This window comes from Daejeonella oryzae DSM 19973, from assembly GCF_000422945.1.
Classification (GTDB): Bacteria; Bacteroidota; Bacteroidia; order Sphingobacteriales; family Sphingobacteriaceae; genus Daejeonella; species Daejeonella oryzae.
On sequence record NZ_AUHA01000002.1, the window covers coordinates 861969 to 888635 of the forward strand.

The window sequence follows — 26667 nt, forward strand, 5'->3', positions numbered from 1 at the left end:
TTAACATCACTTTATACGAACATTCATTTAATGGAACATCAAATCAACCCATCTCCAGAAGATTATTCTGATAAATCAATTAAGAAAGACAGGTCTTTACTTTACATGGGAAGTATTCTTGCTGTGATCATTTTAGTGATGGGTTACTTAACCTTTTTTGTAGATGATGTTAGTAAGCTTTTTTCATCAAAAGAAGAAACGGTTAATCTGGTGGACGATAAATCTGACATTTTAGATGAAAATGCTGCCATGAGCGATGCCGAAGTCCGGAGATCTCTTGTAAAATTTATTGAAGCATTTTATTTTGATCAGCGCAGAGGCTATTTTGATCCGCCAAGTTATTTTGCCAGCATTACCCAAACCTATTATAATTTTCATAATCTAACGTATCAGCGCCTTCGCGATATTCATAATAAGCGATTAAAAGAGATGCGCAATCTCGATCAAAATTGGATTGTTTCTTCCTTAGATTTTAAGCGTGAAGGATCAAAGCTAGTTGCCACGTATTGGTTAAAGGTTAGTTATTTCAAACCTGCTTGGAATAAGCAGGAATCGGCCGATATAAAACATGAAATGATTATTGAAGAGGATGGCAAAATATCTTCACTAAGAGAACTGGAAGTAAAAAACTTTAATTCTTATGAGGTTGCGCCAATTATTGATACTTTGGGAGGAGAGGATACCAGCTGGCAAGATCCGCAGGGGAATATAGATGAACCCGTTCAAAATTCTGAAGCCCCTTCCACAGAATCTGAGGCAACTAAATACGAAGGGAGATTATATGATTTAGGTTCCGTAGAAACCTCTCCGGAGTATCCGGGAGGGAACAAAGCTCTCGGCAAATTTCTGGGTTTAAATTTAAAGTACCCGCAGGCGGCTCGCGAAAATAATACGCAGGGAAAAGTTTATGTTGGTTTTGTAGTGGAAAAAAGCGGACAGTTATCCGATCTCAAAATTATTAAAGGTATTGGGTACGGATGTGATGAAGAAGCTTTAAGAGTTCTTAAAAACAGTATTGCATGGACGCCGGGTATGATTGGAGGTAAACCTGTCAGAACTTCTTACACGCTCCCAATTACCTTTCAGGTTGCTAACTAACAAGTTGTGGCTGTGCAATTTCTTCCAGAATCTGTATGGCCATATCTAATGATCCAACGTGTTCAACCGACAGGCGAAGTGTACTTTTTATTTCTCTGAGATTACTGATACGTGGGTGAGCCTGTAAAAATTGTAATACTCTATTAAACTGCTCGGTTTCAAAATAAGCAGACTGCTGGTTGCTTATAAAGTATCCTTTCAACACATTTTTCTTTAAAGAAAGCTTTTCAAAACCAATCTGTTTTCCCAGCCACTGTAACCTCCAGGTTTTAAGCAACTCGCTAACCGGTGAAGGAATAGGGCCGAAACGATCAATTAATTGCTGCTCAAATTTTGAAAGTTGTGCCTCATCTTCTACTTTAGAAAGTTCAGTATATAAATTATATCGTTCTCCAATATTGGTTACATATTCATCAGGAATTAATACTTCCAGATCTGTATCAACCTGGGTGAATGTAATAAATGGCCTTGGTTTCTCATCCGTAAAAAGGTCCTTGAATTCATCATCTTTTAATTCCTGGATGGCTTCGTCCAAAATTTTATGATACATATCGAAGCCTATTTCGGCAATAAAACCACTTTGCTCGGCTCCTAATAAATTACCGCTTCCGCGGATATCCAAATCCCTCATTGCTACGTTAAAGCCGCTTCCAAGATCTGAGAATTCTTCAATAGCGCTCAGCCGTTTGCGTGCTTCATTTGTTAAAGTAGATAATGGCGGACTCAGCAGATAACAAAATGCTTTTTTATTGGACCGGCCCACCCGTCCCCGCATTTGATGCAGATCGCTCAAACCAAACATATGGGCGTGATTTATCAGAATTGTATTTGCATTGGCGATATCCAAACCAGCTTCAATAATAGTTGTGGCCACCAAAACATCAAATTCGCCATTCACAAATCTCATCATTACATCTTCCAGAGCATCTCCTTCCAATTGTCCGTGTGCTATACCTATCCTAGCTCTTGGAACCAGCGTACTAATTAAACCACCCAATTGCATCAGATCCTGAACCCGATTATGGACAAAGAAAATCTGACCACCGCGATCAATTTCATATTCTACGGCCTCCTTAATTAGCTTTTCATTAAATACATGTAGTTCTGTAACTACGGGTTGCCTGTTAGGCGGCGGCGTGCTGATTATACTCAAATCACGTGCACCCATCAGAGAGAAATGCAGCGTTCTTGGAATTGGTGTGGCAGTGAGGGTTAATGTATCTACGTTCACCCGAAACTGCTTTAACTTTTCTTTTACGCTAACGCCAAATTTTTGCTCCTCATCAATAATCAGCAATCCGAGGTCTTTAAATTTTACATCTTTGCTTACAATTCTGTGCGTACCTATGATAATATCTACTTTTCCTTCCGCCAGTTTTTGAAGCGTTTCTTTTATCTGTTTATTGGTTTTAAAACGGTTGATGTAATCAATATTGCATGGAAAATCAGCTAACCGGGATGAGAAGGTTTTAAAATGCTGCAGGGCCAGAATAGTAGTTGGAACCAGAATGGCAACTTGTTTACTATCGGCAACAGCCTTAAAAGCGGCCCTTATAGCGATTTCAGTTTTGCCGAATCCAACATCACCGCAGACCAGACGATCCATTGGGTGAGGTGCTTCCATATCCCGCTTAACATCTGCAGTGGCTTTTACCTGATCAGGCGTATCTTCATAAATAAAAGAAGCCTCCAGTTCTGTTTGTAAATACGTGTCGGGATAAAAAGCATTCCCGGTTTGAGATTTCCGTTTAGCATATAGCTTAATCAGATCACGGGCAATATCCTTAACTTTTTTTTTGGTTGTTTTTTTTAACTTATCCCAAACATCTGTTCCCAGTTTATTCATTTTAGGGACAGCCCCATCCTTGCCCGAATATTTTGAAATCCTGTTAAGCGAATTGATATTTACATACAACAAATCGTTATCGGCATAAACCAAACGAATCATCTCCTGGCTTTTTCCATTAACCTCTACTTTTTCAAGTCCGGCATATTTCCCAATTCCATGGTCGATATGAGTTATGTAATCGCCGGGTTTTAATTCTCTTAATTCTTTTAAGGTGATGGCCTGGGTACGTACATACCCTTTTTTTAATTTGTACTTATAATAACGATCGAAAATTTGATGATCTGTATAGCAGGCAAGTTTAAGTCCCTGATCAATAAAACCTTCTCTTAAGGATAAATGAACCGGAGTGAATTTGGTTTTTTTATCAATGTCTTCAAAGATGCTGTATAGCCTTTCTATTTGTTTGGTTGAATCTGTAAAAATGAAATTCTGAATATTCTGCTCTTCATTTTGCTTCAGATTATGGATTAAAAGGTTGAAATCTTTGTTAAAAGATGGCTGAGGCTTAATATTGAAATTTATTACCTCAGTTGGGTGGTAAAAAAATTGTTTACCAAACTCAAGAATTGTGAAATCATGCAGCTGATCGGACAATAGTTTTTCATCTGTAAAACTAAATATTGGATCGAGCCACTGAGGATTTTGTTTCTTATCGGCATCTGGTAAGGCTTTCCAAAATTCTGTTGCTTTCTTAAATCCGTCACGAATTACATCCAGTGAAAATTCTACATCCTTAAACCATACCAGAGTATCCTGCTCTATGTATTCAAGTAATGAAATATTATGTGTGCTTAAAAATTTTGATTGAACGTTTGGAACAATCGTGATGCTTTTAACCTGTTCAACCGATAACTGATCTTCAATTTCAAAGGTTCTGATGCTTTCTATAAAATCAGCAAAAAACTCAATTCGGTAAGGAAGATCATGAGAGAAAGAAAAAATGTCAACAATTCCGCCGCGGATGGAAAACTGCCCGGGCTCATACACAAAATCGACTCTGTCAAAATCATATTCTATTAAAAACTCGTTGATAAAATCAATATTGAGTTTATTGCCGGTGGCAATTTCGAGTGTGTTTTTTTCTAGTGCTTCACGGTTTATTACTTTTTCGGCTAAAGCTTCCGGGTATGTAACAATTAACTTTCCAAATTCTGACGAATGATTTAATTCATTTAAGACTTCGGCCCGCTGTAACACATTGCCACTGTCTACCTGAGTAAATTCAAATGATTTTCTGAAAGATGAAGGGAATAGTAAAACTTCTTTCTGAAGCAGGTTTTCCATATCACTTAGAAAATAAGCGGCCTCTTCCCGCTCGGGCAGTACAAAGATCATACTGCGATGCTGTAAAAAATACAGGGCTACAGCAAGAACGGCATCACTTGATCCTACGAGGCCTTTTAAATGAAGTCGTGAGTTTTTGCCGGCATTAATCAGTTTAGCCAGGCCATCAACACGATTGTCAGATTTATATAAATTTAAAATATCACGAATATCCACACAGCTAAATTTCGAAGCAAATATACAAGTAACGAGGTTTATAAACAGGTTAACCAATCAAAGTTTAGTTGGTTTCTATTAATACTTTACTTTTTTTTAACTTAGATCAATGCCTGATGTTTTATGAACAGCATATTTTTTACCATAATTTATAAACTATGAGAAACGCAATTAAATATGGCCTTCTGATTGGAATTTTTAGTGGGATCTGGATACTGATTATGCATTTTGCAGGAGTTTATAATAAGGATTATCCAAGAACAGATAATTTATCATGGCTTGAATATGCTTCAATAATTATTCCCTTTACCGGATTGTATCTGGGTATTAAAAATTTCAGAGATCATATTAATACGGGCCGTATGGAGTTTTTTGAAGGACTTTTTGAAGGTTTTAAGATCATAATTGTGGGAGGTGTAATTACTGCTTTTTTTGCCGTAGTATATGTTCAATATTCGCCAACAGTACTCAATACTGATTATATGGGGCGTATTGGCGGAGCCGGATTGATAGGTATATTGTTTAATCTCATCATATCTTTAATGTTGATGAACAAGCAAAAAAACCTCTAAGATGTTCCGGAACATTCCCCTTGAATTGCTCATTTGGATTGCCGCGTTAACAATCTTAATTTTTTCTAATCCATACTATCATTATTCAATTTGCCCATTAAAAAATCTGCAGGTAAACTGGTGTCCGGGCTGTGGTTTAGGTCGGTCTATATATTATATTTTCCGAGGAGATTTGCAATCTTCCATAAATCATCACTGGCTTGGAGTTCCGGCAGTATTCATTCTTTTTCAGCGAATCTTTCAATTATTCCGGATGTTTTTTAATCAATCTGTTCTAATAAAATCTTAAAATGATAGATCAATCTTTATTTATGAATTTAAAAGGGGTTACTCCAGATGAATATCAATTCCTGCAAAAAATAACCGAAGGTTTGGATGAAAGCCAGGCCAGATTTTTTATGATGTATTACTCAGGCAAAAGGAAAAGCCCTCAGGATATTTTATTATTTACGTTGCTGGGTTTTGTGGTTGTAGCCGGTGTTCAGAGGTTTGTAATCGGACAGATTGGTATGGGATTATTGTATTTACTTACTTTCGGCTTATGTTTCATTGGCACAATAGTCGATCTGATAAATCATCGCAGCCTTGCCGAAGAGTATAATAGGCACACCGCAATTGAATGTGTAAAATTAACTCGTTACAGTGTCAATTCTGCAGATAATTTTAATAGATGAAAATTGTATTTAAAATTTCAGGCTGTAAATTCCCATTATAATTACGATTCCTGTAAATGCGCTGTTTTCCTTATTAATCCAAATTTGGAGATCGTTTCAGTAATAGAGTAAATTCGCAGTATGAAATTATCGCAGATATCCACTTTTTTAGAAAAGATTGCTCCATTATCTTATCAGGAAGATTATGATAATTCGGGGCTAATAGTTGGTCATCCGGATCAGGTTGTCAGCGGAGCTGTAATTTCAGTGGACTGTACTGAGGATGTGATTGATGAAGCTATACAAATGGGATTTAACCTCGTTATTTCTCATCACCCTATAGTTTTTAAAGGGATGAAAAAGTTTACGGGAAAAAATTATGTGGAAAGGGTAATTATTAAAGCAATCAAAAATGATATTGCAATTTATGCCATCCATACAAATTTTGATAATGTACTTAATGGGGTTAATAAGAAGATTTGCGATATTATTGGACTGGTTAATTGCAGTATTCTTTCCCCTAAAACTAATTTGTTGAAGAAGCTAGTTACTTTTTCTCCCATATCTCACGCCGAACAGGTAAGAAAGGCATTATTTGAAGCCGGCGCAGGAAATATTGGGAATTATTCAGAATGCAGCTTTAATGCAACCGGGAACGGCACCTTTCTGGCCGGCCAAAATACAGATCCTTATGTCGGCCAAAAAGGCATCAGGCATATTGAAGAAGAAGTTAGAATAGAAACCATTTTTCCGGGGCATATTGAGCGTGAAATACTGCAGGCACTGCATTTAGCCCATCCATACGAAGAAGTAGCCTATGATCTTTATAATCTGGAAAACAAATATAGAGAGGTAGGATCTGGAATGATTGGCAATCTGGAGATAAGTATGGATGAAGATGCCTTCCTGAATCATGTTAAAAACAAGTTAAATGCTAAAGTTATCAGGCATACTCAATTAAGAACCAGAAAAGTGAACCGGGTAGCAGTATGCGGCGGGTCGGGAGGATTTCTTTTACCAAAAGCTATTGCTGCCGGAGCAGATATTTTTATAACTGCCGATTATAAGTATCATGAATTTTTTGATGCAGATAAAAAAATAGTGATTGCCGATGTCGGACACTTTGAAAGTGAGCAATTTACACAGCAACTATTATTGGAAATAATTACAGAAAAATTTCCTAACTTTGCCCTCCGTTTAACAACACAAAATACAAACCCCATAAATTATTTGATTTAATGGAACAAACTGTAGAACAGAAATTAAAAGCATTATACGAGCTTCAAACTATTCACACCCAGATTGATAAAATTCGCCAGGTTCGTGGCGAACTTCCAATGGAAGTATCTGATTTGGAAGATGAAGTTGCTGGTTTAGAAACCCGTATTCAAAAAATAAAAGGCGAACTTGATGAGCTTGAGGATTCCATTGTGACCCGCAAGAACATGATCAAGGAAGCATTGGCTGCTACTAAAAAGTATGAAACCCAGCTTAACGATGTAAAAAATAATCGTGAGTACGATGCTATTTCGAAAGAAATAGAAATTCAGGGTTTAGAAGTGCAGGTTTCTGAAAAGAAAATCAAGGAACACGGTTTTGAAATTGCCAACCGCACGGATGGTTACCAAAAAGCTTTAGCTGATCTTGCCGAACTTAAAAAGAATTTAGAGCTTAAAAAAGCAGAATTAGATACCATTACTTCAGAAACCGAAAAGGAAGAAGCTGTTTATCTGAAAAAAGCAGAAGAAGCAGAAAAACATACCGATGAGCGTTTGTTAATTGCTTACAACCGTTTACGCAACAATGCAAAAAATGGTCTTGCTGTTGTAACTATTCAGCGTGATTCATGTTCAGGTTGTTTTAACCAGATTCCTCCTCAAAGACAATTGGATATTCGCCAGCGTAAAAAAATTATTGTTTGCGAGCATTGCGGACGTATTTTAGTTGACGAAGGTTTTGCACTGGAAGAAAATCCGGTAGCTGAATAAGTTGTAATTCAAATCATATAAAAAAAGCGATCCGTTTTCCGAATCGCTTTTTTTATACTTAAAGCTGAATTGTTTATTAAAATCTGTAAACCATAGAATTGATATTCATTCCCGCTCCTACCGAGGCTAAAACTACTATATCGCCGCTATTGATTTCATGGTCTTTCAATTGGTGCTTCAATATCAGATCTAACAATGTTGGAACGGTTGCTACAGAACTGTTTCCGTATTTGGCAATAGTCATCGGCATAATAGTAAAGGGCACTTCTTTAATATCGTAAAGCCTGAACAATCTTTTAAGAATAGCCTCATCCATTTTCCCGTTCGCCTGATGTACAAGCACCTTTTTAACATCCCGGATATCTAAACCGGCTTTATCAAGGGTTTGCTTAATTACAAGGGGAACATTGGTTAAAGCATATTCATATATTTTCCGGCCATCCATTTTTATAAACAGGTCTTCGCTTACAAAATCGGGTTTGCTTGATTTTCCTGAATAGAGATAGAAGGCCTCGGCCGAAGTATGTGTTTGAGTTTTGTGCGTCAGTATGCCCTTGTCCGTACCTGCTTGACCTTCCAGAATGGTAGCACCTGCTCCGTCTGAATATATCATACTGTCTCTGTCGTGAGGATCTGTAACACGGGATAAAGTCTCTGTCCCGATAACCAATACCCGCTGTGCGTCACCTGACCGGATAAAATAATCAGCCTGGATCATTCCCTGTAACCATCCCGGACAACCAAAAGGTAGATCATAAGCTACACAGTCTGGATTTTTAATACCCAGTCTGTGTTTTATTCTGGAGGCTAGTGTAGGTAAAACTGTTGCCCGGGTGCCGCCATGTTCTATATCACCAAAATTATGAGCAACAATAATATAGTCCAGCGTTTCTGGATCAATAGTGGATGATTCAAGGGCATTTAATGCAGCAAAATATCCAAGATCCGAAGCATTGTGATCCGGATTTGCATAGCGGCGTTCTTCAATTTCAGTAATATCTCTGAATTTGGTTATTACATCAGAATTTTCACGTATGATTTTTTCACCGTCTTTTTCATAAAATTCATGCTGTAAAAATTCATCATTTGAAACGATATTTTCAGGAACAAAATTTCCTGTTGCGACTATAATTGATTGAATTTTAGAACTCATTAGTTGATTATGAACTAAATACTATATTGGTTTATTGTTTTTAAAGGTAATAATTAATATCATTTCAACAAATGATCAAATGTCAAATTCAAGTTGTTTTCCATTAGAAGGACTGAACAAGCTGAAATCAAGCGGAGATGCATAACAGTCGCTCATATACTTTTTAATCGACATATTAAAAAGCTGGTGGATGCTCTCAGCAATCTTGCCTTCACCACGCATTCTCTTTCCCCAGCGACTGTCATTCAATTTGCCCCCGTGACAATCTGCGATCATGTTTAACACTTTATCGGCCCTGTCCGGAAAGGTTTTGTAAATCCAATCGGTAAAGATTTCGGCAATTGAACCATTAAGGCGCACTAAAGTAAAAGATGCTCCCTGAGCTCCAGCCTCTGCTGCAGCTTTTATAATAGCAGGAATTTCGTCACTGTTAAGTCCAGGTATAATTGGGGCAAGCATTAATTTAACAGGTATATTCTCAGATCGAAGAATTTTGATCAATTTAATCCTACCTAAACCGGTTACAGTTCTGGGTTCCATTTTTAAACGCAAATCCTCATTTAAGGAATTTAAGGTAATAGCAATATGCACCAGATTTAAGGAGGAAAGCTTCTTCAAAAGATCAAGATCTCTTAGCATCAAATTATTTTTGCTGATTATACTAACGGGATGTTTGTATTTTAAAAAGATCTGCAAAAGCTGACGTGTTATTTTTAATTTTCGCTCTATTGGCTGATAACAGTCGGTGTTGCCTGATAGCATGATGGGCGAAGGAATATAGTTTTTCTTATTAAAGTAATTCTCAAGTAACAAAGGAGCATCTTTTTTAACAATAATCTTTCTTTCAAAATCCAGCCCGGCACTAAACCCATAATACTCATGAGCATTTCTGGCATAACAATAAATGCAACCATGTTCACAACCCTGATACGGATTTATTGAATGCATAAAAGGCAAATCAGGACTGTTGGAAATACTTACAATTTTTTTGGGGTGTTCTTCAAAAAATTGAGTTGATGAATTATTTAAAAGTGGCTCGTCCAGTCCTTCTATATGTTCTGTTACGTACCTGTTATTTAAAAATTTATTGTGAGTATTTATTTGAGATCCCCTGCCCTTAAAAACCTCCTTATTATCTGCATGCGACATATGCAAATTTGCTAAAATATTTAGTAAGATAAACACATATTTAACTTTTAACTGAAGCTATTTTTTATTTTAATTTCATTTTAAAAAATACTTATCTAAAAATAATTTATTTATAACAACCTTAATAACAACGATATAATTTAAAATAATTTGATATAGCTATTGCCTTTACGGATTGATATAATTAAATTTAAGTAACAACTAAATTCATTCGCTATGATGACTAAACAAGAAATTGAATCGAATGCAACTGATGTTTTAAATGAGGCGGAAAACTCAGATAACACAATACAACAGTTCACACTAATATGGCAGGGAACTGTTAAACCTGCTTTAAGTCTGGTGAAATTAATTACCGGAAAAAGGATAGATGAACGTCTGGATAAACTCATTGCAGCCGCCGATGGAATTTCGGATGGTACAGGTGATCAGGGGAAATTTTGTATGGTTTATAATACTTCTCAAATTAAAACTCTCCTAAAAACAATTCAAATTTTTACAGGTCCGAAAGTGGATAAAGCACTTCAAAAATTCATTGGGATTGCAGACGGGATCTGTGAGCATGAGGATGAAGAGACTCCCGAAGCTTAAGTATATTTTATTTTTCCTGCTCTTTTATTAAAGTATTTTCCACCCGGATAAATAACATTATGTAGATGTAAATACATAGCTCATGTTTAATAGCGTAGCATTAGATGTAGTAATTGGTCTGATTTTCATTTTCCTTTTATATAGCCTCCTTGCGACTGTACTAGCAGAAATTATAGCTACGAATTTGGGTTTAAGAGCACGAAACCTGAAAGAAGCAATAGACCGGATGCTGAATGATGAGAACAGGAAAGTTAAATCAATGTGGCAAAAAGGTTGGTTTCTGGATAAAATTGTCAGAATTATGGATTCTGTGCGGCTGATGAAAAATCCTAAAAACAAACACATCACCAATTTTTATAATCATCCGGAAATTAAGTATTTAGGAAGCTCAGGAATTTTTAGAAATCCGTCATCGTTTAAAGCTGTCAGTTTTTCTAAAACATTGCTCTATATTTTAAGCGGCACCGGTCCTCTTGATCCTGCCAAGATTGAAGCTTCGCTGAGAAATAATGCTCCCGATATTTTAGGTAAGGAAACCGCATCTTATGTGCTCAGTCTCTGGGAAGAATCATATGGCAATATAACCCGGTTTAAGCAACAGTTAGAAGCCTGGTTTGAAAGAACCATGGAACAGGCTACGGAGTGGTACAAGCGAAAAATTCAGTTTGTTCTCATGGCAATTGGCTTTTTTCTGGCTGCGATATTTAATGCTGATACATTTGTGATCGTTAAAAAACTATCCAGTGATAAAAGTGCCCGGGAGCAAATGGTTAATCTTGCTCAGTCCTATCAGCAAAATAACAAGCAATCTCCTGAAAACATTAAAGCAGCATTAAGCAAACAAGAGGCTCAGGAATATTCCAAAAAGCTCGATTCTTTACTGGTAGTGCGAAAAACAATTGATGAAGCGGTTATAAATGCGAATACATTACTTGGTGTTGGCAGCTGGCTTCCTGATAAAATATTGGTAAAGGCCGATCCCGTTAATAAAACTAAAATTTATCCTGCCGTGATAGAAAAAGAGTTGCTCCCACGTGATAAATCCCTTAAAGAATTAAAGAACAATTACTACCTGAATTTCAATACTGGCGATAAGCTGATCTATTTTTTTCGGATTATTAAAAAGCATTTCTTCGGATTTTTACTTACCGCAATTGCCATTTCACTTGGGGCGCCTTTCTGGTTTGATTTGCTCAACAAACTGATGAAACTAAGGAGTTCTATCAAACAAGAAAATGCATCAACCAATACTATGGACGATAACCGGGTTGCACCTTCAAGCTCAGTGAATGTAAAAACTTCTGATACAGATACGGAACTGAATACTGGGAATACTAATCCGGCAACAACATAAATTATTTTAGAATACCTTAAAATTCCAATATGAAATCTAAACTAAAATTGCATCCGGATATTTTTAAATTATTCTGGATAATTGTGGTTTTATCCACCTTTTTTACCGCTTGCAGAGTTACATTTATTTCAGGTTACGATCCTTTAATTGACGGAACAGCTACTAAAATAAAGCGTGATTTCAACCTGCATTTTATTAAGCTTCAGAGAACTCTTCAGGATACTGATCCCGAAAACCAAAAATTTGAAAATTTTCTTGAGTATTACGACAACCTGGAAGTTGATCTGATGGTTGTAAAAGATCGCACACAATTTCTGGAAAGTAAATCAACACAAGTTAAAAAGCAAGTAAGCAACCTGGATAGTGCAATGCGGGTATTTATAAAGATTCATAAAGCGGGAATGGCCGATAGCCAGATAGACGATCGAAGAGATATTAAAAATGCAATAAACAGCAGCATCGATGCCGTCATCAGGCTTCAGGAAGAGTTAAGGACAACCGGAACAATCAACAATAAAAATCAATAGGTATGGCTACTTTGGACTTTAAACAGGTATTGAAAGAAAGCGTCTCAGTTTCTAAAGACATCCTGAAGAAATCATGGAAAAATTTGGAACCGTATGCTGAACATGAATTCAGACAATTTGCAGAGAACGCCGAATTCCTGGCAACCTTAAAATTATTAGGCCAGATTGATGAAGAAGAACTAAAGGCCCGAATAGAAATTCAACGATTATCCTTAAAAAATGTACTCCTAACCATTGAAGGAATTGGGCTAGTTGCTGCTCAAAATGTGGTTAATGCAGTTTTTTCAATTGTTCAAAAAGCTATTGAAACTGCTTTAAATATAAGCTTGCCGTTTACTGCCCTGTAAAATTCAAAGAGCAATTTCCAAGGCTAGTAATTTATGTAAACCAAATACACAAGTCATGAAAATATTAAATCATCTTTTATATAAGGATAACGGAAATCAGGTAAACTACAAAGCGACTCCGAATAAAGGCGGAAAATATCTGCCAAAATACCTGATTATGCATTATACTGCAGCTACAACAGAACAATCTGCTATAAGCTGGTTAACAAGTCCGGTGGCCCAGGCATCAGCACATTTGGTTATTGGAAGAGAAGGTACGGTAACGCAACTGGCTCCATTTAATATTATAACCTGGCATGCCGGCAAAAGTACCTGGGGAGGTTTAATCGGGATGAATAAATATTCAATCGGTATAGAAATGGTAAACGCCGGGAGATTATCTAAAATCGGGGAAAATTTTATCTGTCCGGTAGATAAGAAAGAGATTAATAAAGATGATGTAATAGTAGCCACACATAAAAATGAAAAGCATGAATCTATCTGGCAGGAATATACACCCATCCAATTAGAAGTATCTCAGGAAATTGCCTCATTGCTTGTTAAAGCATATCATTTGCTTGATATATTAGGTCACGATGATATCTCTCCTATCAGAAAATCCGATCCCGGACCGGCTTTTCCAATGAAAAGTTTTAGAGCAAGAGCAATGGGAAGGAAAAATGAGGATTTGGATTCATACATTACTACCACCATTTTAAATATTCGGTCCGGACCGGGCACTTTTTACGAAATGCTGGCGAAACCTCTTCCGGAAGGTACCCGGGTTACATCTCTTAAAACTGAAGGGAACTGGTCATTTGTTGATGTGGAAGATATTGTAGACGGACAGATGGACCTGGAAGGATGGGTTTTTACCAAATATTTGGGGAAAGCGTAAATCTGAGAAGATGTCGTATAAAATTCTTTCGATGGATGGCGGAGGATCCTGGGCAATTATTCAGGCCAGAGTTCTGATGGACATTTACGGCGATATTGGCGGGCATGAATTATTAAGAAAATTTGATATGGTGATAGCTAATTCAGGCGGAAGCCTGATTTTAGCCTGTATGTGTAACGACATGCGATTGAGTGAAATTATTACTGTTTTTAGCCATCAGCCCAACCGGGAACAGGTTTTTTCTAATTTAACATTCTGGGAAAAATTAAAAATTACCAACTTAATAAGCTTTTTACGAGCCAAAACCACCATTGGTCCAAAGTACAGTACAGATCGAAAGCTTAGCGGATTAATTAAGATTTTGAAACAGAATGATCATCTGTTTAATGATAAAATAATTAGCGCTCCAATAGTAGAAACACCTTTACTCGAGCTTCCGGATATAATAAAAAAGAGTGATCTGCAAATTCTGATTGTGGGCTTTGATTATTTTCGGGAAAGAGTGAGTTTTTTCAGATCTAATACAGGCAGCAATACCGATAAATTCAGCAAAGGAAAATACTATTCCATTACTTTGGCACATGCAATTCATGCCTCAAGTAATGCGCCCATAAACTATTTTGATTCGCCAGCTGCGGTAAAAGTGAACTTGCTGAATGGAAATGATACCCGTAAAACCTGGTTTTGGGATGGTGCAGTTTCCGGATTTAACAATCCCGTTTTGGCGGCTGTAATAGAAGCTATTACCAATAATCATTCAGATCCAAAAGAGCTGTGCATTCTTTCCCTCGGTACAGGAACAGGAGGCAGGGCCATCATAAATGATTATGAAAATTCAACTAATCCAACAATAAGCGCTATTTATAGAACTAATAAAACGAATCCGTTGGCGCAAACAGATAATACGTTTAATTTTCTTCGTGATGTGAAGAAGATGTCTACAAGTATTTTGGGAGATCCGCCCGATTCTGCCTCATTTATTGCTTATTCCATTCTCGATCCGGGCTTAAGCAACAAGGCCAATTTAATTAGAATTAATCCCTGCATAAAGCCCGAACTCGACTCCAATAATTATTTTATTCTTCCCCAAGTATATAAAGAGGATACCAATGGCATGGATAAGTTTATCAAATTAATAGACATGGATATGGATGCAGTTAAGCAAGAGGAGGTTGACTTAATTACAGACCTGTGTGATAAATTTATTATTGACATCGATAAGCCTAGTTTGCCAAATCAATTTATCCGGGGAGATAGTCAGAATGGGCTTGGTTTTGGAACCTACAGGGAAGCAAAGGAAAAATGGTTGCCCTTTATTTAGGGATTTAAAATTTAGCGCTATGAAACGAATCATAACCTGCTCCGACGGAACATGGAACAAGCCTAATGGAATGTATAATGGCAAACCTGTGAGAACGAATGTTCAGAAGATATTTGAAAGCATTTGCAACCGTGATGACCTGAATGTAAATCAAATAAAATATTATGACGAAGGGATTGGTGCCGAAGGAGGTTTTTTTAGTCAGATGATTCATGGTGCAACGGGAAAAGGAATTGATCAGAATATAATTGATATCTATAAATTTATTATCTGGAATTATGAACTTGGTGATGAAATTTATTTGTTTGGTTTTAGCCGCGGAGCTTATACAGCCCGCAGTTTAGCAGGATTAATCCGCAACAGCGGAATTTTAAAAAATAATGATCTGGTTAAAATAAATGAAGCGTATAAAATCTATCGCGATCGGAACAATAAACGCCTATATCCAAAAGGGGATGAGGCTATTTCATTCCGGGAGAAATACGCTCATGAAGATATGCGGATTAAATTCATAGGTGTTTGGGATACCGTTGGTTCTTTAGGTATTCCTTCCAGATGGTTTCAGTGGTTTAACAATCGTAAATACCAATTTCACGACACCAAATTAAGCAGTTCTGTTGAATATGCTTATCAGGCCCTGGCTATTGATGAGCGCAGGAGTAATTTTCAGCCAACATTATGGCAGCTAAGTGATAAGGTAAAAGATAACCAAGTACAGCAGGTAATGGAGCAGGTTTGGTTTACCGGTGTTCATTCAAATATTGGAGGTGGTTATGATGATGAGGGATTAAGTGATATTGCCTTAAACTGGATGATAGAAAAGGCTACAGGGGCAGGATTAGGATTTGATCAGAAATATATTGAAGCTAACATCAAACAGAATGAAAACGGGATGTTATATAATTCAAATAAATTTCCTTTTTCATTGCTGCCAGATTACGTACGACCTGTAAAAAAAGCGGCATTGTCCAATGAAAATATTTGCCCGCTTGTTTTTGAACGGGTAAAAAACAATGAAAAATATAAGCCCGAGAATTTAAAAGACTGGTGTTAATTACAGTTCAACAAGCTTATTTTGATAACCAGGAAAGCTTTTACTAAATTTAAAAACAACTAAAAAAAATTACTACTATGGCACATTCTATTGAATTCGAAAAGCTTGTAGATGAAGTTAAAAAGAATATAGCTGAAATTTCGGTTTCTGAAACTTTAGAAAAATTAAAAGAAGGAACCAATTTAATTGATGTGCGGGAAGATAATGAATGGGATAAGGGTCACATAAAAGGAGCCGTTCATTTGGGCCGCGGAATTATTGAGCGAGATATTATAGACCAGTTTCCTGATAAAAACGCCGAACTGATATTGTATTGCGGTGGCGGATTTAGGTCAGCACTTTCTGCAGAAAATCTTCAAAAAATGGGTTATCAAAATGTGTTTTCGATGGCCGGAGGCTGGCGGGCATGGCAGGATGCAAATGGTCCGGTAGAGCTTAAATAAAGATTTTGTAATATCGTTTTTTCTATCCCTCTATTAAAAACACATATAGTTCTTTAGGGCCGTGGGCACCTAAGACTAAAGTTTTTTCGATATCAGCTGTGCGGCTTGGCCCTGTGATGTTAGAAATCATTGATGGCAGATCTGAACCATACTTATCCTTCAAAGCTTTAAACCCGTCTTTAAGGTCTAAAACCAATTGAGAGGTATAAGCCAATACAATATGAATATGTGGGTAAATGCTCAATCTGCGCCCGGCTGCATTTGCATTTGTAACCAGAATACTTCCATTCCTGGCAATAAGGGATTCACAAAGAGTAATTCCAACCTCAGCTTGTAGAAAATCAGTATCAGTACTGTAAAAAGGGTATTCGTATGTGGTCAATAAATTCTGAAGGGCAGGTTCCCAGCAATAAATTTTTCGCAGGCTTTTCTGATCAGCCAGGTGAAGCAGATTTTCTATAAATTGGATCTCATCTTCGCAATACACAAACTGACCGGATACAGCAGTTAATTGTTCGGCAAAAAGCACTTCCAGATATTCAGAATTCTCTTCGTAAAGAGCAGTATCTTCCAGGTTTGGATATGGGTTATCTCGTTTCTCAAGAAGAGCTTTGCGGATCTTCTTAAGCATTTTTTCTTTGGAAGTAGTTTCTCTCATGAGCTTAAAAAATCAATCCGCAGACATAGCTGCGGATTGAATAGTATATACGAATTTAAAGATTAGTCCAGTGCTGAACGATTTTCAGGAAGATCAGCATTATGATCTATAACTCCTTCGTGTTCCAGATTTTCTCTAACTTCATTACCAACTTCCGGCACGCCGTTTACAAATTCATCATACGTTGTGCGGTTGTCAAACGGACGTTTACCAAGGATTTCTTCAAGATCAGACTGGAATAAAATCTCTTTTTCCAAAAGCTTATGAGCCAGCTTTTCTAAACCATCGCGTTTTTCTGTCAGTAAAGCTTTTGTGCGCTGGTAAGAACGATCTATCTGCTCCCGAACTTCAATATCTATAATCTCAGAAGTTTTTTCTGAATATGGCTTGTTAAACTGATATTCACCTTGCGTATCATTAAATGATACATTACCTACACGTTCATTCATACCGTAAATGGTAACCATGGCGTAAGAAAGTTTAGTGATCCTTTCCAGGTCATTTTGTGCTCCGGTAGAGATCTTGCCAAATACAATATCTTCTGCCACACGACCACCCAAAGTCATACACATTCCATCAAGCAGCTGCTCTGTGGTGTATAAAAATTGTTCTTTAGGCAAATATTGTGCATAACCTAAAGCAGCAACTCCGCGGGGAACAATCGAAACTTTAACTAAAGGATCGGCGTGTTCTAAAAACCATCCCGCAATAGCGTGACCTGCTTCATGATAAGCAACAATTCTTTTTTCTTCTGGAGATATGATTTTGTTCTTTTTCTCCAATCCGCCAATTACCCTGTCAATTGCATCCTGAAAATCGTGCATATCAACAGCTTGTTTGTCGCGACGGGCAGCAATTAAGGCTGCTTCATTACACACATTAGCGATTTCAGCACCTGCAAATCCGGGAGTCTGAGCAGAAAGTTTTTTAGCATCCACTGCTTCAGCTAATTTCAATGGCTTCAGGTGAACTTTAAATATTTGTTCACGGCCTACTAAATCGGGCTTATCAATAGATATTTGACGGTCAAATCGTCCCGGACGCAAAAGTGCTGTATCCAGCACATCCGGCCGGTTGGTTGCAGCAAGAATTATAATTCCTGAATCTGTTCCAAATCCATCCATCTCAACCAATAATTGATTTAAGGTATTTTCACGCTCATCATTTCCTCCAACAATATTATTCTTTCCACGAGCACGGCCTATTGCATCAATCTCATCAATGAAAATAATGCATGGAGCTTTGTCTTTTGCTTGTTTAAATAAATCGCGGACACGTGATGCTCCAACTCCAACAAACATTTCTACGAAATCAGATCCTGATAAAGAGAAAAACGGAACCTGCGCCTCACCTGCTACGGCTTTGGCCATTAACGTTTTACCTGTTCCGGGTGCTCCTACTAGTAGTGCTCCTTTCGGAATTTTACCACCCAGATTGGTATATTTTTTAGGATTTTTAAGAAAATCTACAATTTCCATAACCTCCTGCTTGGCTTCTTCCAGTCCGGCAACATCATTAAATGTTATAGAAACCTGAGTTTCTTTATCAAATAAGGTTGCTTTACTTTTACCGATATTGAAAATCTGGCCGCCAGCTCCACCTCCGGAACCACCACCCATTCGCTTCATGATAAATACCCAAAAGCCTATCAGCAATAAAACCGGCAGAATAAAGGACATAAACCAGCCAGCCCATGGACTTTCGCGTGTTTCGATAATTAATGGTGTGCGCTGATCAGCAGGAAGATCTTTTTCTGCATCTTTTAACTTAGCCTGTATACCATCAAATGATCCGTCAGTAAAAACATAATGCGGATTATTTGCAGACATATTGAAATTGCTCTTTTCGCGAAGGTCATTATACTTGGCCTGATTTAATCTGTCCTTTTTAATGTATACTTCAACAGCTATCAGGTCATTGCTCTTATAGGCAACAAGCTTTTCTACATCACGTGGCTTTAGAATTTCGTTCTCAAATTTCTGATAAGTTATAGTCTTCGCATTATTCCCGCTAAACATATATTGAACCACAAAAAGACCAATAATTATTGCGGCATAAAGCCACATAATATTAAATTTTGGAGTTTTGGGAATGATTTTTTTACCAGGTATTTTTTTTATTGGCTTTTTATTTTCTGATTTATTCTCTTTCATTTTCTTATTTCAACAAGAATGTATTATGATTAACGAAACGCGGGTAGATATGGTTTAGGCACTTTTATAAAACTGCATTTCTGCATCGCCCCATAAATCTTCGATCCCGTAAAATTCGCGTTTCTCTGTTTTAAAAATATGAACTACAACGTCTATATAGTCCAGAAGAATCCATTCGCCATGCTGTAATCCTTCTTTTCTTTTGGGGTCCTGTTTTAATGCTTTGTAAACTTCTTCTTCTACGCTGGCTGCAATGGCTTTAACCTGAGTAGCAGAATCGGCGTGGCAGACTACAAAATAATCGGCTACCGAACTATGTATATTTCTGAGATCTAAACGTACAATGTCATTTCCTTTTTTTTCCTGAATTCCATAAACAACTATTTCTGAAATGGAAGTAGATTCTAGTGCAAATTTGTTTTTTACCATTAAAAAATTTTAGTTTTGAACAATTAATTTAGTGCGTCTGAACTTTGCAAAATAACATTTTTTTAGGATTATTTGTAGGACATAATATTGTCACATTAAAAAAGGTCGACTCCACCAATACCTATTTAAAGCAAGCTTTGTCAAAATCTAAGCCATTTGCAGAAGGCACTGTAATTATGGCAGAGGAACAATACCAGGGCAGGGGACAAACCAGCAACACCTGGATAAGTCAGGCTGGTAAAAATTTGACTTTCAGTATCCTTCTAAATCCCAGTTTTTTAGATGTGAGTAAGCAGTTTGTCTTAAATAGAGCTGTTAGTTTAGCTTTAAACGATGTTTTAAGAAAATATTTTGGGGATGAAGCTAAAATAAAATGGCCTAATGACAGCTATGTAGGCAATCAGAAAATTGGCGGAATGTTAATTGAAAATATCATTCAGGGAATTCAGCTGAAGCATGCCATTATCGGAATAGGTTTAAATGTAAACCAGATTGAGTTCCCTTCTGAACTTAAACATATAAGCTCATTTAAAAAAATCTTACACGCTGATTATGATTTACAATCTATATTAATCGAAATTTGCGCCGCCATTGAAGCTAGGTATCTTCAACTAAAATCGGGGAAGTTTGACTTGCTTGATACGGAGTATTTCGAAAAATTATACCAGGCAAACGAATGGAAATCCTATAAAATTGACGGAATAATTCAACCGGGTAAGATTTATGGGATTAGCGCTGAGGGTTATTTGCAAGTTGAAACAAAAGCAGGTTCCCGGTCATTTGGAATAAAAGAAATTGAATTTATAAAATCCTGAGCATTTATTGAGTATGTTGAGGCCTATTTGATCAGGATTTTATTGTAAAAAAATATTATTTGAATGAAAAAATTAATAACGCTTATTTTAATTTTTGTTGCATTTACTACACAGGCTCAAATTTTTGAACCTGTAAAATGGAGTTTTTCATCCAAGACGATTAGCGATACAGAAGCAGAACTCCTGATTACAGCAAAAATTGAAAAGGGCTGGCACGTGTATTCTCAGTTTATTGCCGAAGGCGGTCCCATTCCTACCTCCTTCAGCTTTGTTCCCTCCAAAGATTATAAGCTTACAGGGAAGGTAAGTGAAAGTCCTAAAGCAATTACAGCTATTGATAAAACTTTCGATATGGAGATAGCCTGGCATAAAGATCAGGTTACTTTTATTCAGAAAATAAAATTACTTAAACCTAAGACCACCGTTTCCGGTAAGCTTGAATTCATGGTTTGTAATGATGAGAGATGCCTTCCTCCGGCCGAAGTCGAGTTTAAAATTTCGGTAGATGCCGGAAAAGAATCCCCGCCTGTAACCGCCCTTTCTGCCCCGCCAGCTCCTGTTGATACACAGCAAACATCTATTAGCCCTACACCAAAAACTATCTACGATTCGGTGGCTGAATCAACCCCTGTTTCTTATTCAAATTCTGCCAAAAAAGAGTCAACTTCTTTCTGGGGAATTTTCATTGCAGGTTTTATAGGCGGATTGGCAGCATTTTTTATGCCCTGCATTTACCCGATGATCCCTTTAACAGTTTCATTTTTTACAAAAAAAGCAGGGTCAAGAGCTAAAGGGATTCAAAGCGCTATCATTTACGGCCTGTCTATCATTATTATTTATGTGGCTCTCGGCTTATTAATTACATTAATTTTTGGAGCGTCCGCATTAAATGAAGCTGCAAGCAGCGCTACTTTTAACCTCTTGTTTTTTGTTGCATTATTAATATTCGGAATTTCATTTTTAGGAGCATTTGAAATTACTCTACCCTCCGGGCTGGTAAATAAAATGGACGAAAAATCAAATAAGGGCGGCTTTATAGGATTATTTTTCATGGCATTTACACTTGCCCTGGTTTCTTTTTCATGCACCGGACCCATCATCGGAACGTTGCTTGTTGATGCAGTATCTAAGGGATCTTACCTGGGGCCCGCAATTGGAATGCTTGGCTTTTCATCGGCTTTAGCCATACCTTTTACATTGTTTGCAATTTTTCCTTCCTGGTTAAAAGAAATGCCCAAATCTGGCGGATGGTTAAATACCGTAAAGGTTTCGTTGGGATTTTTAGAAATAGCTCTGGCTTTCAAATTCTTATCGAATGTTGATCTGGCTTATCATTGGGGGATTTTCGACCGGGATGTTTTCCTGGCTTTATGGATCATCATATTTGGAGTTTGGGGCTTTTACCTGTTGGGAAAAATCAAGCTATCGCACGATACCGAAATCAATTTTATTTCGCTACCGCGATTATTCTTTTCGATGTTTATTTTAGGCTTTACATTGTACATGATACCAGGCTTATGGGGTGCGCCTCTAAAAGCAATCAGTGCCTGGCTGCCTCCTCAAACTACGCAGGAGTTTGATCTTTATTCAAATAAAACTTCATCTGCTGAATCCGACTCTACGGAATCTTCGGGCAAGAAATACGCTGGTTTATTCCACGCACCTCATGGACTGGATGCATTTTATGATTATGAAGAAGGATTAGCTTATTCTAAAAAAGTTAATAAACCTGTTTTAATTGATTTTACCGGATGGAGCTGTACCAATTGCCGTAAAATGGAATCCAGTGTCTGGTCTGATAAGCAGGTTTTAAATCTTTTAAAAAACGATTATGTTATTATCTCACTTTACGTGGATGATAAAACTGAACTGTCTCCCGGGGAAAAATACACTTCTTCGTTTAGCGGGAAAAAGATTAATACCATCGGGCAGAAATGGAGTGATTTTCAGGCTTCAAAATATGGAACCAATTCTCAGCCATATTACGTAATAAGTGATTACAACAAGAGTATGCTTGTAGAGCCGCAAGCTTTTAATTTGGACATTAATAATTACATTGAATTTTTAAATAGCGGCAAATCTGCTTTTAGCCGCAGCAAATAATATGAGTAAAATTAAAAATATCGGAGTTTTTACTTCAGGGGGCGATTCTCCAGGGATGAATGCAGCTATACGTGCCGTGGTTCGAACCGGATTATATTATGATCTGAAGGTTACCGGAATAATGCGGGGTTATGATGGAATGATCGGGGGTGATTTCGTTCCAATGGAAAGAAAGTCTGTAGCTAATATTATTCAAAGAGGCGGTACAATTTTAAAAACTGCCCGCAGTGATGAATTTCGTACAAAGGAAGGTCGTAAGAAAGCTTTTGAACAAATCAGCAAATTAAATATTGATGCATTAGTAGCAATCGGGGGCGACGGAACTTTTACGGGCGCTAATTATTTTATCGATGAGTTCAATATTCCGGTAATGGGATTGCCGGGTACAATTGATAATGATCTTGTTGGAACCGATTTTACCATAGGGTATGATACAGCTATAAATACAGTTGTAACAGCTGTTGATAAAATCCGTGATACAGCCGAGTCGCATGATCGGTTGTTTATTGTTGAAGTAATGGGAAGAGATTCGGGACTTATTGCTTTGCGGACAGGTATAGGCGTGGGAGCAGAGTTTATATTAATCCCGGAAACCCGTACGGATCTTAAAGCACTTTTAGACCGACTTGGAAAAGGCAGAAAAAGTAAATCTTCTAAAATTATTCTTGTAGCCGAAGGGGATGATGCCGGCGGAGCATTTGAAATTGCTAATGCGGTAAAATCTAAATATCCAACTATTGATACCCGGGTGTCTATATTGGGGCATATTCAGCGTGGCGGTCCGCCATCTTGTATGGACCGCGTACTTGCAAGTCGACTTGGAGTGGCAGCAGTAGAGGCATTAATGGAAGGCCGAAAAGGGGAAATGGTTGGAGTAGTGAATCAAAAAATACATTACACTCCTTTTGGTAACGCCATTAAGCATATATCAGAAGCTAATCCGGATCTGTTAAAGATTGTTGAAATTCTGTCATTGTAATAAACAGTAAATGGACCAGATTAAAAAGCATTTTCAGGAAGCATCCACTGTTTTGCAGGATTTTCTGGCAGATGAACAGAATTTTTATAAAATTGAAGAAGCGGGTACCATACTGGTTTCTTCCATTAACTCCGGAAAAAAAATAATTTCATGTGGTAACGGTGGTTCTATGTGCGATGCCATGCATTTTGCTGAAGAATTATCCGGCAGATATCGGAACGACCGCAGAGCCTTACCGGCAATTTCAATTTCAGATCCGAGCCATTTATCATGTGTAGGAAATGATTATGGCTATGCTTATGTTTTCTCCCGCATGGTCGAAGCTATTGGTCAGTCGGGAGATGTTTTGTTGGCAATAAGCACCAGTGGCAATTCTGAAAATGTCATTCTTGCGATTAAAGCAGCAAAAGCTAAAGGAATGAAAGTTATTGGCTTAACCGGAAAGAACGGCGGTGAAATGGCTCTTTTATGTGATGTTGAAATCCGTGCTCCTTTTACTGAGTTTGCAGACCGGGCACAGGAAATTCATATCAAGGTGATTCATTCTCTGATAGATTTCGTGGAAAAGAATTTTTAATAGTATTCACATCCGGATCAAGGCTATAAGTTATTTCCACTATTTTGTGGATAGCCTGATCCAGATCCTGCATACATTCTTCCAGGTAATTAACTATTTCCAGATTATAAGAATCCTTAATTTTTGATTTATCAAACAAGCTAAGCAAGCCAAGCATAGATGCCACCGGTCCACGAATGTCATGCGATGCAAGTGAAGCTATTTTTTTTAGTGTTTGGTTCTGAGCAATAATTTTTTCTTCAAAATTTACTCTCTGGGTAATGTCGTGGGCAAAACATCCAACACCTATAATTTCATTACTGCCGTTGCTTATAGGATTAAAACTGACTTCAGCCTGTTTACTTTCTCCTGTATCAGTCTTATCATATTCCAGCGTGATTGTGTGTTTTTTCCCGGCAAATGCATCATCGTAGAAATTCTTCCACCTGCTATTTATTTCATCCCCTAAATCTTCATAGAAAACACAGTCTCCAATACTCACTGCCAGTCCTAATTTCCGCATTAAGTAATATTTATAGGATCTGTTGGCTGATAATAGCTGGTACTTTATATCAATATACCACATCAGGTTATCGGTATTATTTATCAATGCATCCTGATCAGCTTTTTTTGTCTCCGTCATATTTTCTCTGCTCTGAATCTTTTTATGTATGAAGACATTTGATAATAGCCCTAAATTTCACATCAGCTTGTTCTCTTTTTAAATCAACAGTTGAATTAATAATTTCAATTTCAAAGTTTCAAATTGGTTTATAGGAGAATCTCTGTAATATAATATAGGTATTTACCACGGGCCGGTATGTAAGTATCAATAACGTTAGGGCATTAAGAATCATATAAAGAAGACTCTTTTTATGAAAAAAATAAGCCGGGCTAAATGTACTTATTCTATAACCACTGCCGTTCCGCTGGCACTAACCATAAGCATGCTGCCATTGCTGCCAAGTGTTTCATAATCCAGATCAACAGCTAAAATAGCGTTGGCTCCTAATCGTGCGGCCTGCTCCTGCATTTCCCGTAAGGCAATATCTTTGGCCTCTCGCAAACCTTCTTCGTAGGAACCAGAGCGTCCTCCAACGATATCCCGGATTCCTGCAAAAAAATCTTTTACAATATTGGCTCCGATAATAGCTTCTCCTGATACAATGCCGATGTAACGGGTAACTTTTTTGTTTTCGATGTTATTGGTGGTGGTAACAATCATGGTTTTATTTTTGAATTTGTTTATAATAATTTATCTGCTACTTCAGTCCAGTTATTTACTCTTTCGTAATGGGTAATAAGGAGATTGTGCGGCGATGTAAACAATAGTTTTCTGCCTTTAAAATTACTGAAGTTTTTGATCCGGTCATCAATCAGTATATCTGTATCAACTATTTTATCCCCGCAAAATACAATATTTGTCCAGGGTATAAAAGGGAAATGCTCTGCCAGCCAGTCGTATTTATCAATCAGTGAATTTCTGAACTCTAATGCAGCAGAAACGATATATATATCGTAATGATTATTGAGTGCTTTCATCACTTCCTGGCTTTTATCGATTACGGGAAGATCTCTGAAAAATCCTGGTTCATTAATATATTCATACCATTTATCTTTAGCATGTTCCGGTACGTGATGATGAATTTCATTTCCCGGACTTATTTGCAAATCTAAAGGAACATTATAATCCCGGTTATAGAGTGCTATAAATTTAGAAAGCGGATCGGCCAGCACCTCATCCATATCCACTGCGATTCTGAGTTTTTTATGGTTCATCCTCAAAAATAGGATATTACATTTTTTAAATTAGAATTATTTATATCTTTGCAGCCCCGCAGAATAGACTCCGGGAAATATGTTGAATACATAAATACTTAAAAAATGGCAACTAAAATCAGATTGCAAAGATTTGGTAAAAAAGGAAAACCTTTTTATCACGTAGTGGTAGCAGATTCTCGTGCACCAAGAGATGGTAAATTCATCGAAAGATTAGGATCTTACAATCCAAACACAAATCCGGCTACAATCGAAATTAATTTCGATAAAACTTTAGACTGGATGAACAAAGGTGCTCAGCCAACCGATACTTGCCGTGCAATTCTTTCATACAAAGGAATTTTGTACAAAAAGCATCTTGAAGGTGGTGTTAAAAAAGGCGCTTTAACTGCTGAACAGGCTGAAACTAAATTTACTGAGTGGTTACAAAGTAAAGAAGGTAAGATTGAAGGCAAAAAAGAAAACTTAACTAAATCTAAGGAAGAAGTTAAGAAAATTGCTTTAGCTGCAGAAGCTAAAAAGAAAGAGGAAATGGCCGCCGCTATTACAGCTAAAAACACTCCTCCGGTTGAAGAAGTTGAAGAAACTATTGCTGAAGAAGCTACTGAAGAATCAGCAGAAGCTCCTGCTACTGAAGAAAGTACAGAAGAAAAAACCGCAGAATAATAAATTTTATCATTCTAAACCCGCAGGGTTTGCGATAGCGAAGAATCTCTCAA

28 protein-coding genes are annotated in these 26667 nt (G+C 37.2%); 19 read left to right on the forward strand and 9 right to left on the reverse strand.

The window, feature by feature from the left end:
• Positions 1-30: 30 nt before the first annotated feature.
• A complete protein-coding gene (locus G521_RS17665) occupies positions 31-1098 on the forward strand; it encodes an energy transducer TonB (RefSeq protein ID WP_051189447.1) in 1068 nt (355 codons plus the stop codon).
• Here G521_RS17665 and mfd read toward each other — a convergent pair.
• Positions 1091-4447, reverse strand: a complete 3357-nt coding sequence (mfd, locus tag G521_RS0104215) for a transcription-repair coupling factor (RefSeq protein WP_026897417.1) — start codon at positions 4445-4447, stop codon at positions 1091-1093. The two genes, G521_RS17665 and mfd, sit on opposite strands and share 8 nt — an antisense overlap.
• Before the next feature lie 158 nt (positions 4448-4605).
• On the opposite strand from mfd, the gene G521_RS0104220 reads away from it, so the two are divergent.
• The 5 genes from G521_RS0104220 (at position 4606) to G521_RS0104240 (ending at position 7660) form a co-directional block, all read left to right on the forward strand.
• Positions 4606-5019, forward strand: a complete 414-nt coding sequence (locus tag G521_RS0104220; RefSeq protein ID WP_026897418.1) for a DUF4199 domain-containing protein — start codon at positions 4606-4608, stop codon at positions 5017-5019.
• A 1-nt stretch (position 5020) separates the two neighbouring features.
• Positions 5021-5308, forward strand: coding sequence for a DUF2752 domain-containing protein (locus tag G521_RS18480; RefSeq protein WP_036678133.1), 288 nt, complete (start codon positions 5021-5023; stop codon positions 5306-5308).
• Position 5309: 1 nt separating this feature from the next.
• The gene (locus G521_RS0104230) at positions 5310-5693 is read left to right on the forward strand and encodes a TM2 domain-containing protein (RefSeq protein WP_026897419.1); all 384 of its coding nucleotides are present in this window, start codon (positions 5310-5312) and stop codon (positions 5691-5693) included.
• Between the two features lie 120 nt (positions 5694-5813).
• Positions 5814-6911 (forward strand): Nif3-like dinuclear metal center hexameric protein, encoded by a 1098-nt coding sequence (locus tag G521_RS0104235; RefSeq protein ID WP_026897420.1) that lies wholly within the window; start codon positions 5814-5816, stop codon positions 6909-6911.
• Positions 6911-7660, forward strand: coding sequence for a zinc ribbon domain-containing protein (locus G521_RS0104240; protein ID WP_026897421.1), 750 nt, complete (start codon positions 6911-6913; stop codon positions 7658-7660). The genes G521_RS0104235 and G521_RS0104240 overlap by 1 nt, the downstream gene beginning before the upstream one ends.
• A gap of 76 nt (positions 7661-7736) precedes the next feature.
• Here the strand turns inward: G521_RS0104240 and G521_RS0104245 are convergent, their stop codons facing one another.
• On the reverse strand, positions 7737-8813 hold the full coding sequence (locus tag G521_RS0104245) for a 3-oxoacyl-ACP synthase III family protein (RefSeq protein WP_026897422.1): 1077 nt from the start codon (positions 8811-8813) through the stop codon (positions 7737-7739).
• Between the two features lie 75 nt (positions 8814-8888).
• A complete protein-coding gene (locus tag G521_RS0104250) occupies positions 8889-9962 on the reverse strand; it encodes a PA0069 family radical SAM protein (RefSeq protein WP_026897423.1) in 1074 nt (357 codons plus the stop codon).
• Between the two features lie 216 nt (positions 9963-10178).
• Between G521_RS0104250 and G521_RS0104255 the strand changes: the two genes are divergently transcribed.
• The 8 genes from G521_RS0104255 to G521_RS0104290 all read left to right on the forward strand — a co-directional run bounded on the left by G521_RS0104255 (position 10179) and on the right by G521_RS0104290 (position 16476).
• The gene (locus G521_RS0104255; RefSeq protein WP_155975657.1) at positions 10179-10553 is read left to right on the forward strand and encodes a hypothetical protein; all 375 of its coding nucleotides are present in this window, start codon (positions 10179-10181) and stop codon (positions 10551-10553) included.
• Between the two features lie 82 nt (positions 10554-10635).
• On the forward strand, positions 10636-11907 hold the full coding sequence (locus tag G521_RS0104260; protein ID WP_026897425.1) for a hypothetical protein: 1272 nt from the start codon (positions 10636-10638) through the stop codon (positions 11905-11907).
• A 29-nt stretch (positions 11908-11936) separates the two neighbouring features.
• Positions 11937-12434 carry a hypothetical protein gene (locus tag G521_RS0104265; RefSeq protein WP_026897426.1) on the forward strand — a complete coding sequence of 166 codons (498 nt, stop codon included), beginning with the start codon at positions 11937-11939 and terminating at the stop codon, positions 12432-12434.
• 2 nt (positions 12435-12436) lie between these two features.
• Complete coding sequence (locus tag G521_RS0104270; RefSeq protein WP_026897427.1) at positions 12437-12781, forward strand: hypothetical protein; 345 nt, start codon at positions 12437-12439, stop codon at positions 12779-12781.
• A gap of 55 nt (positions 12782-12836) precedes the next feature.
• Positions 12837-13658: an N-acetylmuramoyl-L-alanine amidase gene (locus G521_RS0104275; protein WP_026897428.1), complete on the forward strand. Its 822-nt coding sequence runs from the start codon at positions 12837-12839 to the stop codon at positions 13656-13658.
• Positions 13659-13668: 10 nt separating this feature from the next.
• Positions 13669-14979: a patatin-like phospholipase family protein gene (locus G521_RS0104280; protein WP_026897429.1), complete on the forward strand. Its 1311-nt coding sequence runs from the start codon at positions 13669-13671 to the stop codon at positions 14977-14979.
• 19 nt (positions 14980-14998) lie between these two features.
• Positions 14999-16033 carry a DUF2235 domain-containing protein gene (locus tag G521_RS0104285; protein WP_026897430.1) on the forward strand — a complete coding sequence of 345 codons (1035 nt, stop codon included), beginning with the start codon at positions 14999-15001 and terminating at the stop codon, positions 16031-16033.
• A gap of 77 nt (positions 16034-16110) precedes the next feature.
• Positions 16111-16476 carry a rhodanese-like domain-containing protein gene (locus tag G521_RS0104290; RefSeq protein WP_026897431.1) on the forward strand — a complete coding sequence of 122 codons (366 nt, stop codon included), beginning with the start codon at positions 16111-16113 and terminating at the stop codon, positions 16474-16476.
• A 22-nt stretch (positions 16477-16498) separates the two neighbouring features.
• Here G521_RS0104290 and G521_RS0104295 read toward each other — a convergent pair whose 3' ends face one another.
• The 3 genes from G521_RS0104295 to rsfS all read right to left on the reverse strand — a co-directional run bounded on the left by G521_RS0104295 (position 16499) and on the right by rsfS (position 19716).
• A complete protein-coding gene (locus G521_RS0104295) occupies positions 16499-17134 on the reverse strand; it encodes a LutC/YkgG family protein (protein WP_026897432.1) in 636 nt (211 codons plus the stop codon).
• A gap of 62 nt (positions 17135-17196) precedes the next feature.
• Positions 17197-19287: an ATP-dependent zinc metalloprotease FtsH gene (ftsH, locus tag G521_RS0104300; RefSeq protein WP_026897433.1), complete on the reverse strand. Its 2091-nt coding sequence runs from the start codon at positions 19285-19287 to the stop codon at positions 17197-17199.
• Between the two features lie 54 nt (positions 19288-19341).
• A complete protein-coding gene (rsfS, locus tag G521_RS0104305) occupies positions 19342-19716 on the reverse strand; it encodes a ribosome silencing factor (RefSeq protein ID WP_026897434.1) in 375 nt (124 codons plus the stop codon).
• A 44-nt stretch (positions 19717-19760) separates the two neighbouring features.
• Here rsfS and G521_RS0104310 point away from each other — a divergent pair, with 44 nt between their 5' ends.
• From G521_RS0104310 to lpcA, 4 genes are all read left to right on the forward strand, one after another.
• Positions 19761-20531, forward strand: coding sequence for a biotin--[acetyl-CoA-carboxylase] ligase (locus G521_RS0104310; RefSeq protein ID WP_026897435.1), 771 nt, complete (start codon positions 19761-19763; stop codon positions 20529-20531).
• Between the two features lie 63 nt (positions 20532-20594).
• The gene (locus G521_RS0104315; RefSeq protein WP_026897436.1) at positions 20595-22634 is read left to right on the forward strand and encodes a protein-disulfide reductase DsbD family protein; all 2040 of its coding nucleotides are present in this window, start codon (positions 20595-20597) and stop codon (positions 22632-22634) included.
• A gap of 1 nt (position 22635) precedes the next feature.
• Positions 22636-23613 carry a 6-phosphofructokinase gene (gene pfkA, locus G521_RS0104320; RefSeq protein ID WP_026897437.1) on the forward strand — a complete coding sequence of 326 codons (978 nt, stop codon included), beginning with the start codon at positions 22636-22638 and terminating at the stop codon, positions 23611-23613.
• 10 nt (positions 23614-23623) lie between these two features.
• Positions 23624-24190, forward strand: a complete 567-nt coding sequence (lpcA, locus tag G521_RS0104325) for a D-sedoheptulose 7-phosphate isomerase (RefSeq protein ID WP_036678139.1) — start codon at positions 23624-23626, stop codon at positions 24188-24190.
• On the opposite strand, the gene G521_RS0104330 is transcribed toward lpcA, so the two are convergent.
• From G521_RS0104330 to G521_RS0104340, 3 genes are all read right to left on the reverse strand, one after another.
• Positions 24144-24812, reverse strand: a complete 669-nt coding sequence (locus G521_RS0104330; RefSeq protein WP_026897439.1) for a PAS domain-containing protein — start codon at positions 24810-24812, stop codon at positions 24144-24146. The two genes, lpcA and G521_RS0104330, sit on opposite strands and share 47 nt — an antisense overlap.
• 261 nt (positions 24813-25073) lie before the next feature.
• Complete coding sequence (locus G521_RS0104335) at positions 25074-25394, reverse strand: heavy metal-binding domain-containing protein (protein ID WP_026897440.1); 321 nt, start codon at positions 25392-25394, stop codon at positions 25074-25076.
• 20 nt (positions 25395-25414) lie between these two features.
• Positions 25415-25948, reverse strand: coding sequence for a 5' nucleotidase, NT5C type (locus tag G521_RS0104340; RefSeq protein ID WP_036678142.1), 534 nt, complete (start codon positions 25946-25948; stop codon positions 25415-25417).
• Between the two features lie 105 nt (positions 25949-26053).
• Here G521_RS0104340 and G521_RS0104345 point away from each other — a divergent pair, with 105 nt between their 5' ends.
• Complete coding sequence (locus tag G521_RS0104345; RefSeq protein WP_026897442.1) at positions 26054-26614, forward strand: 30S ribosomal protein S16; 561 nt, start codon at positions 26054-26056, stop codon at positions 26612-26614.
• The last annotated feature ends 53 nt before the right edge of the window (positions 26615-26667 follow it).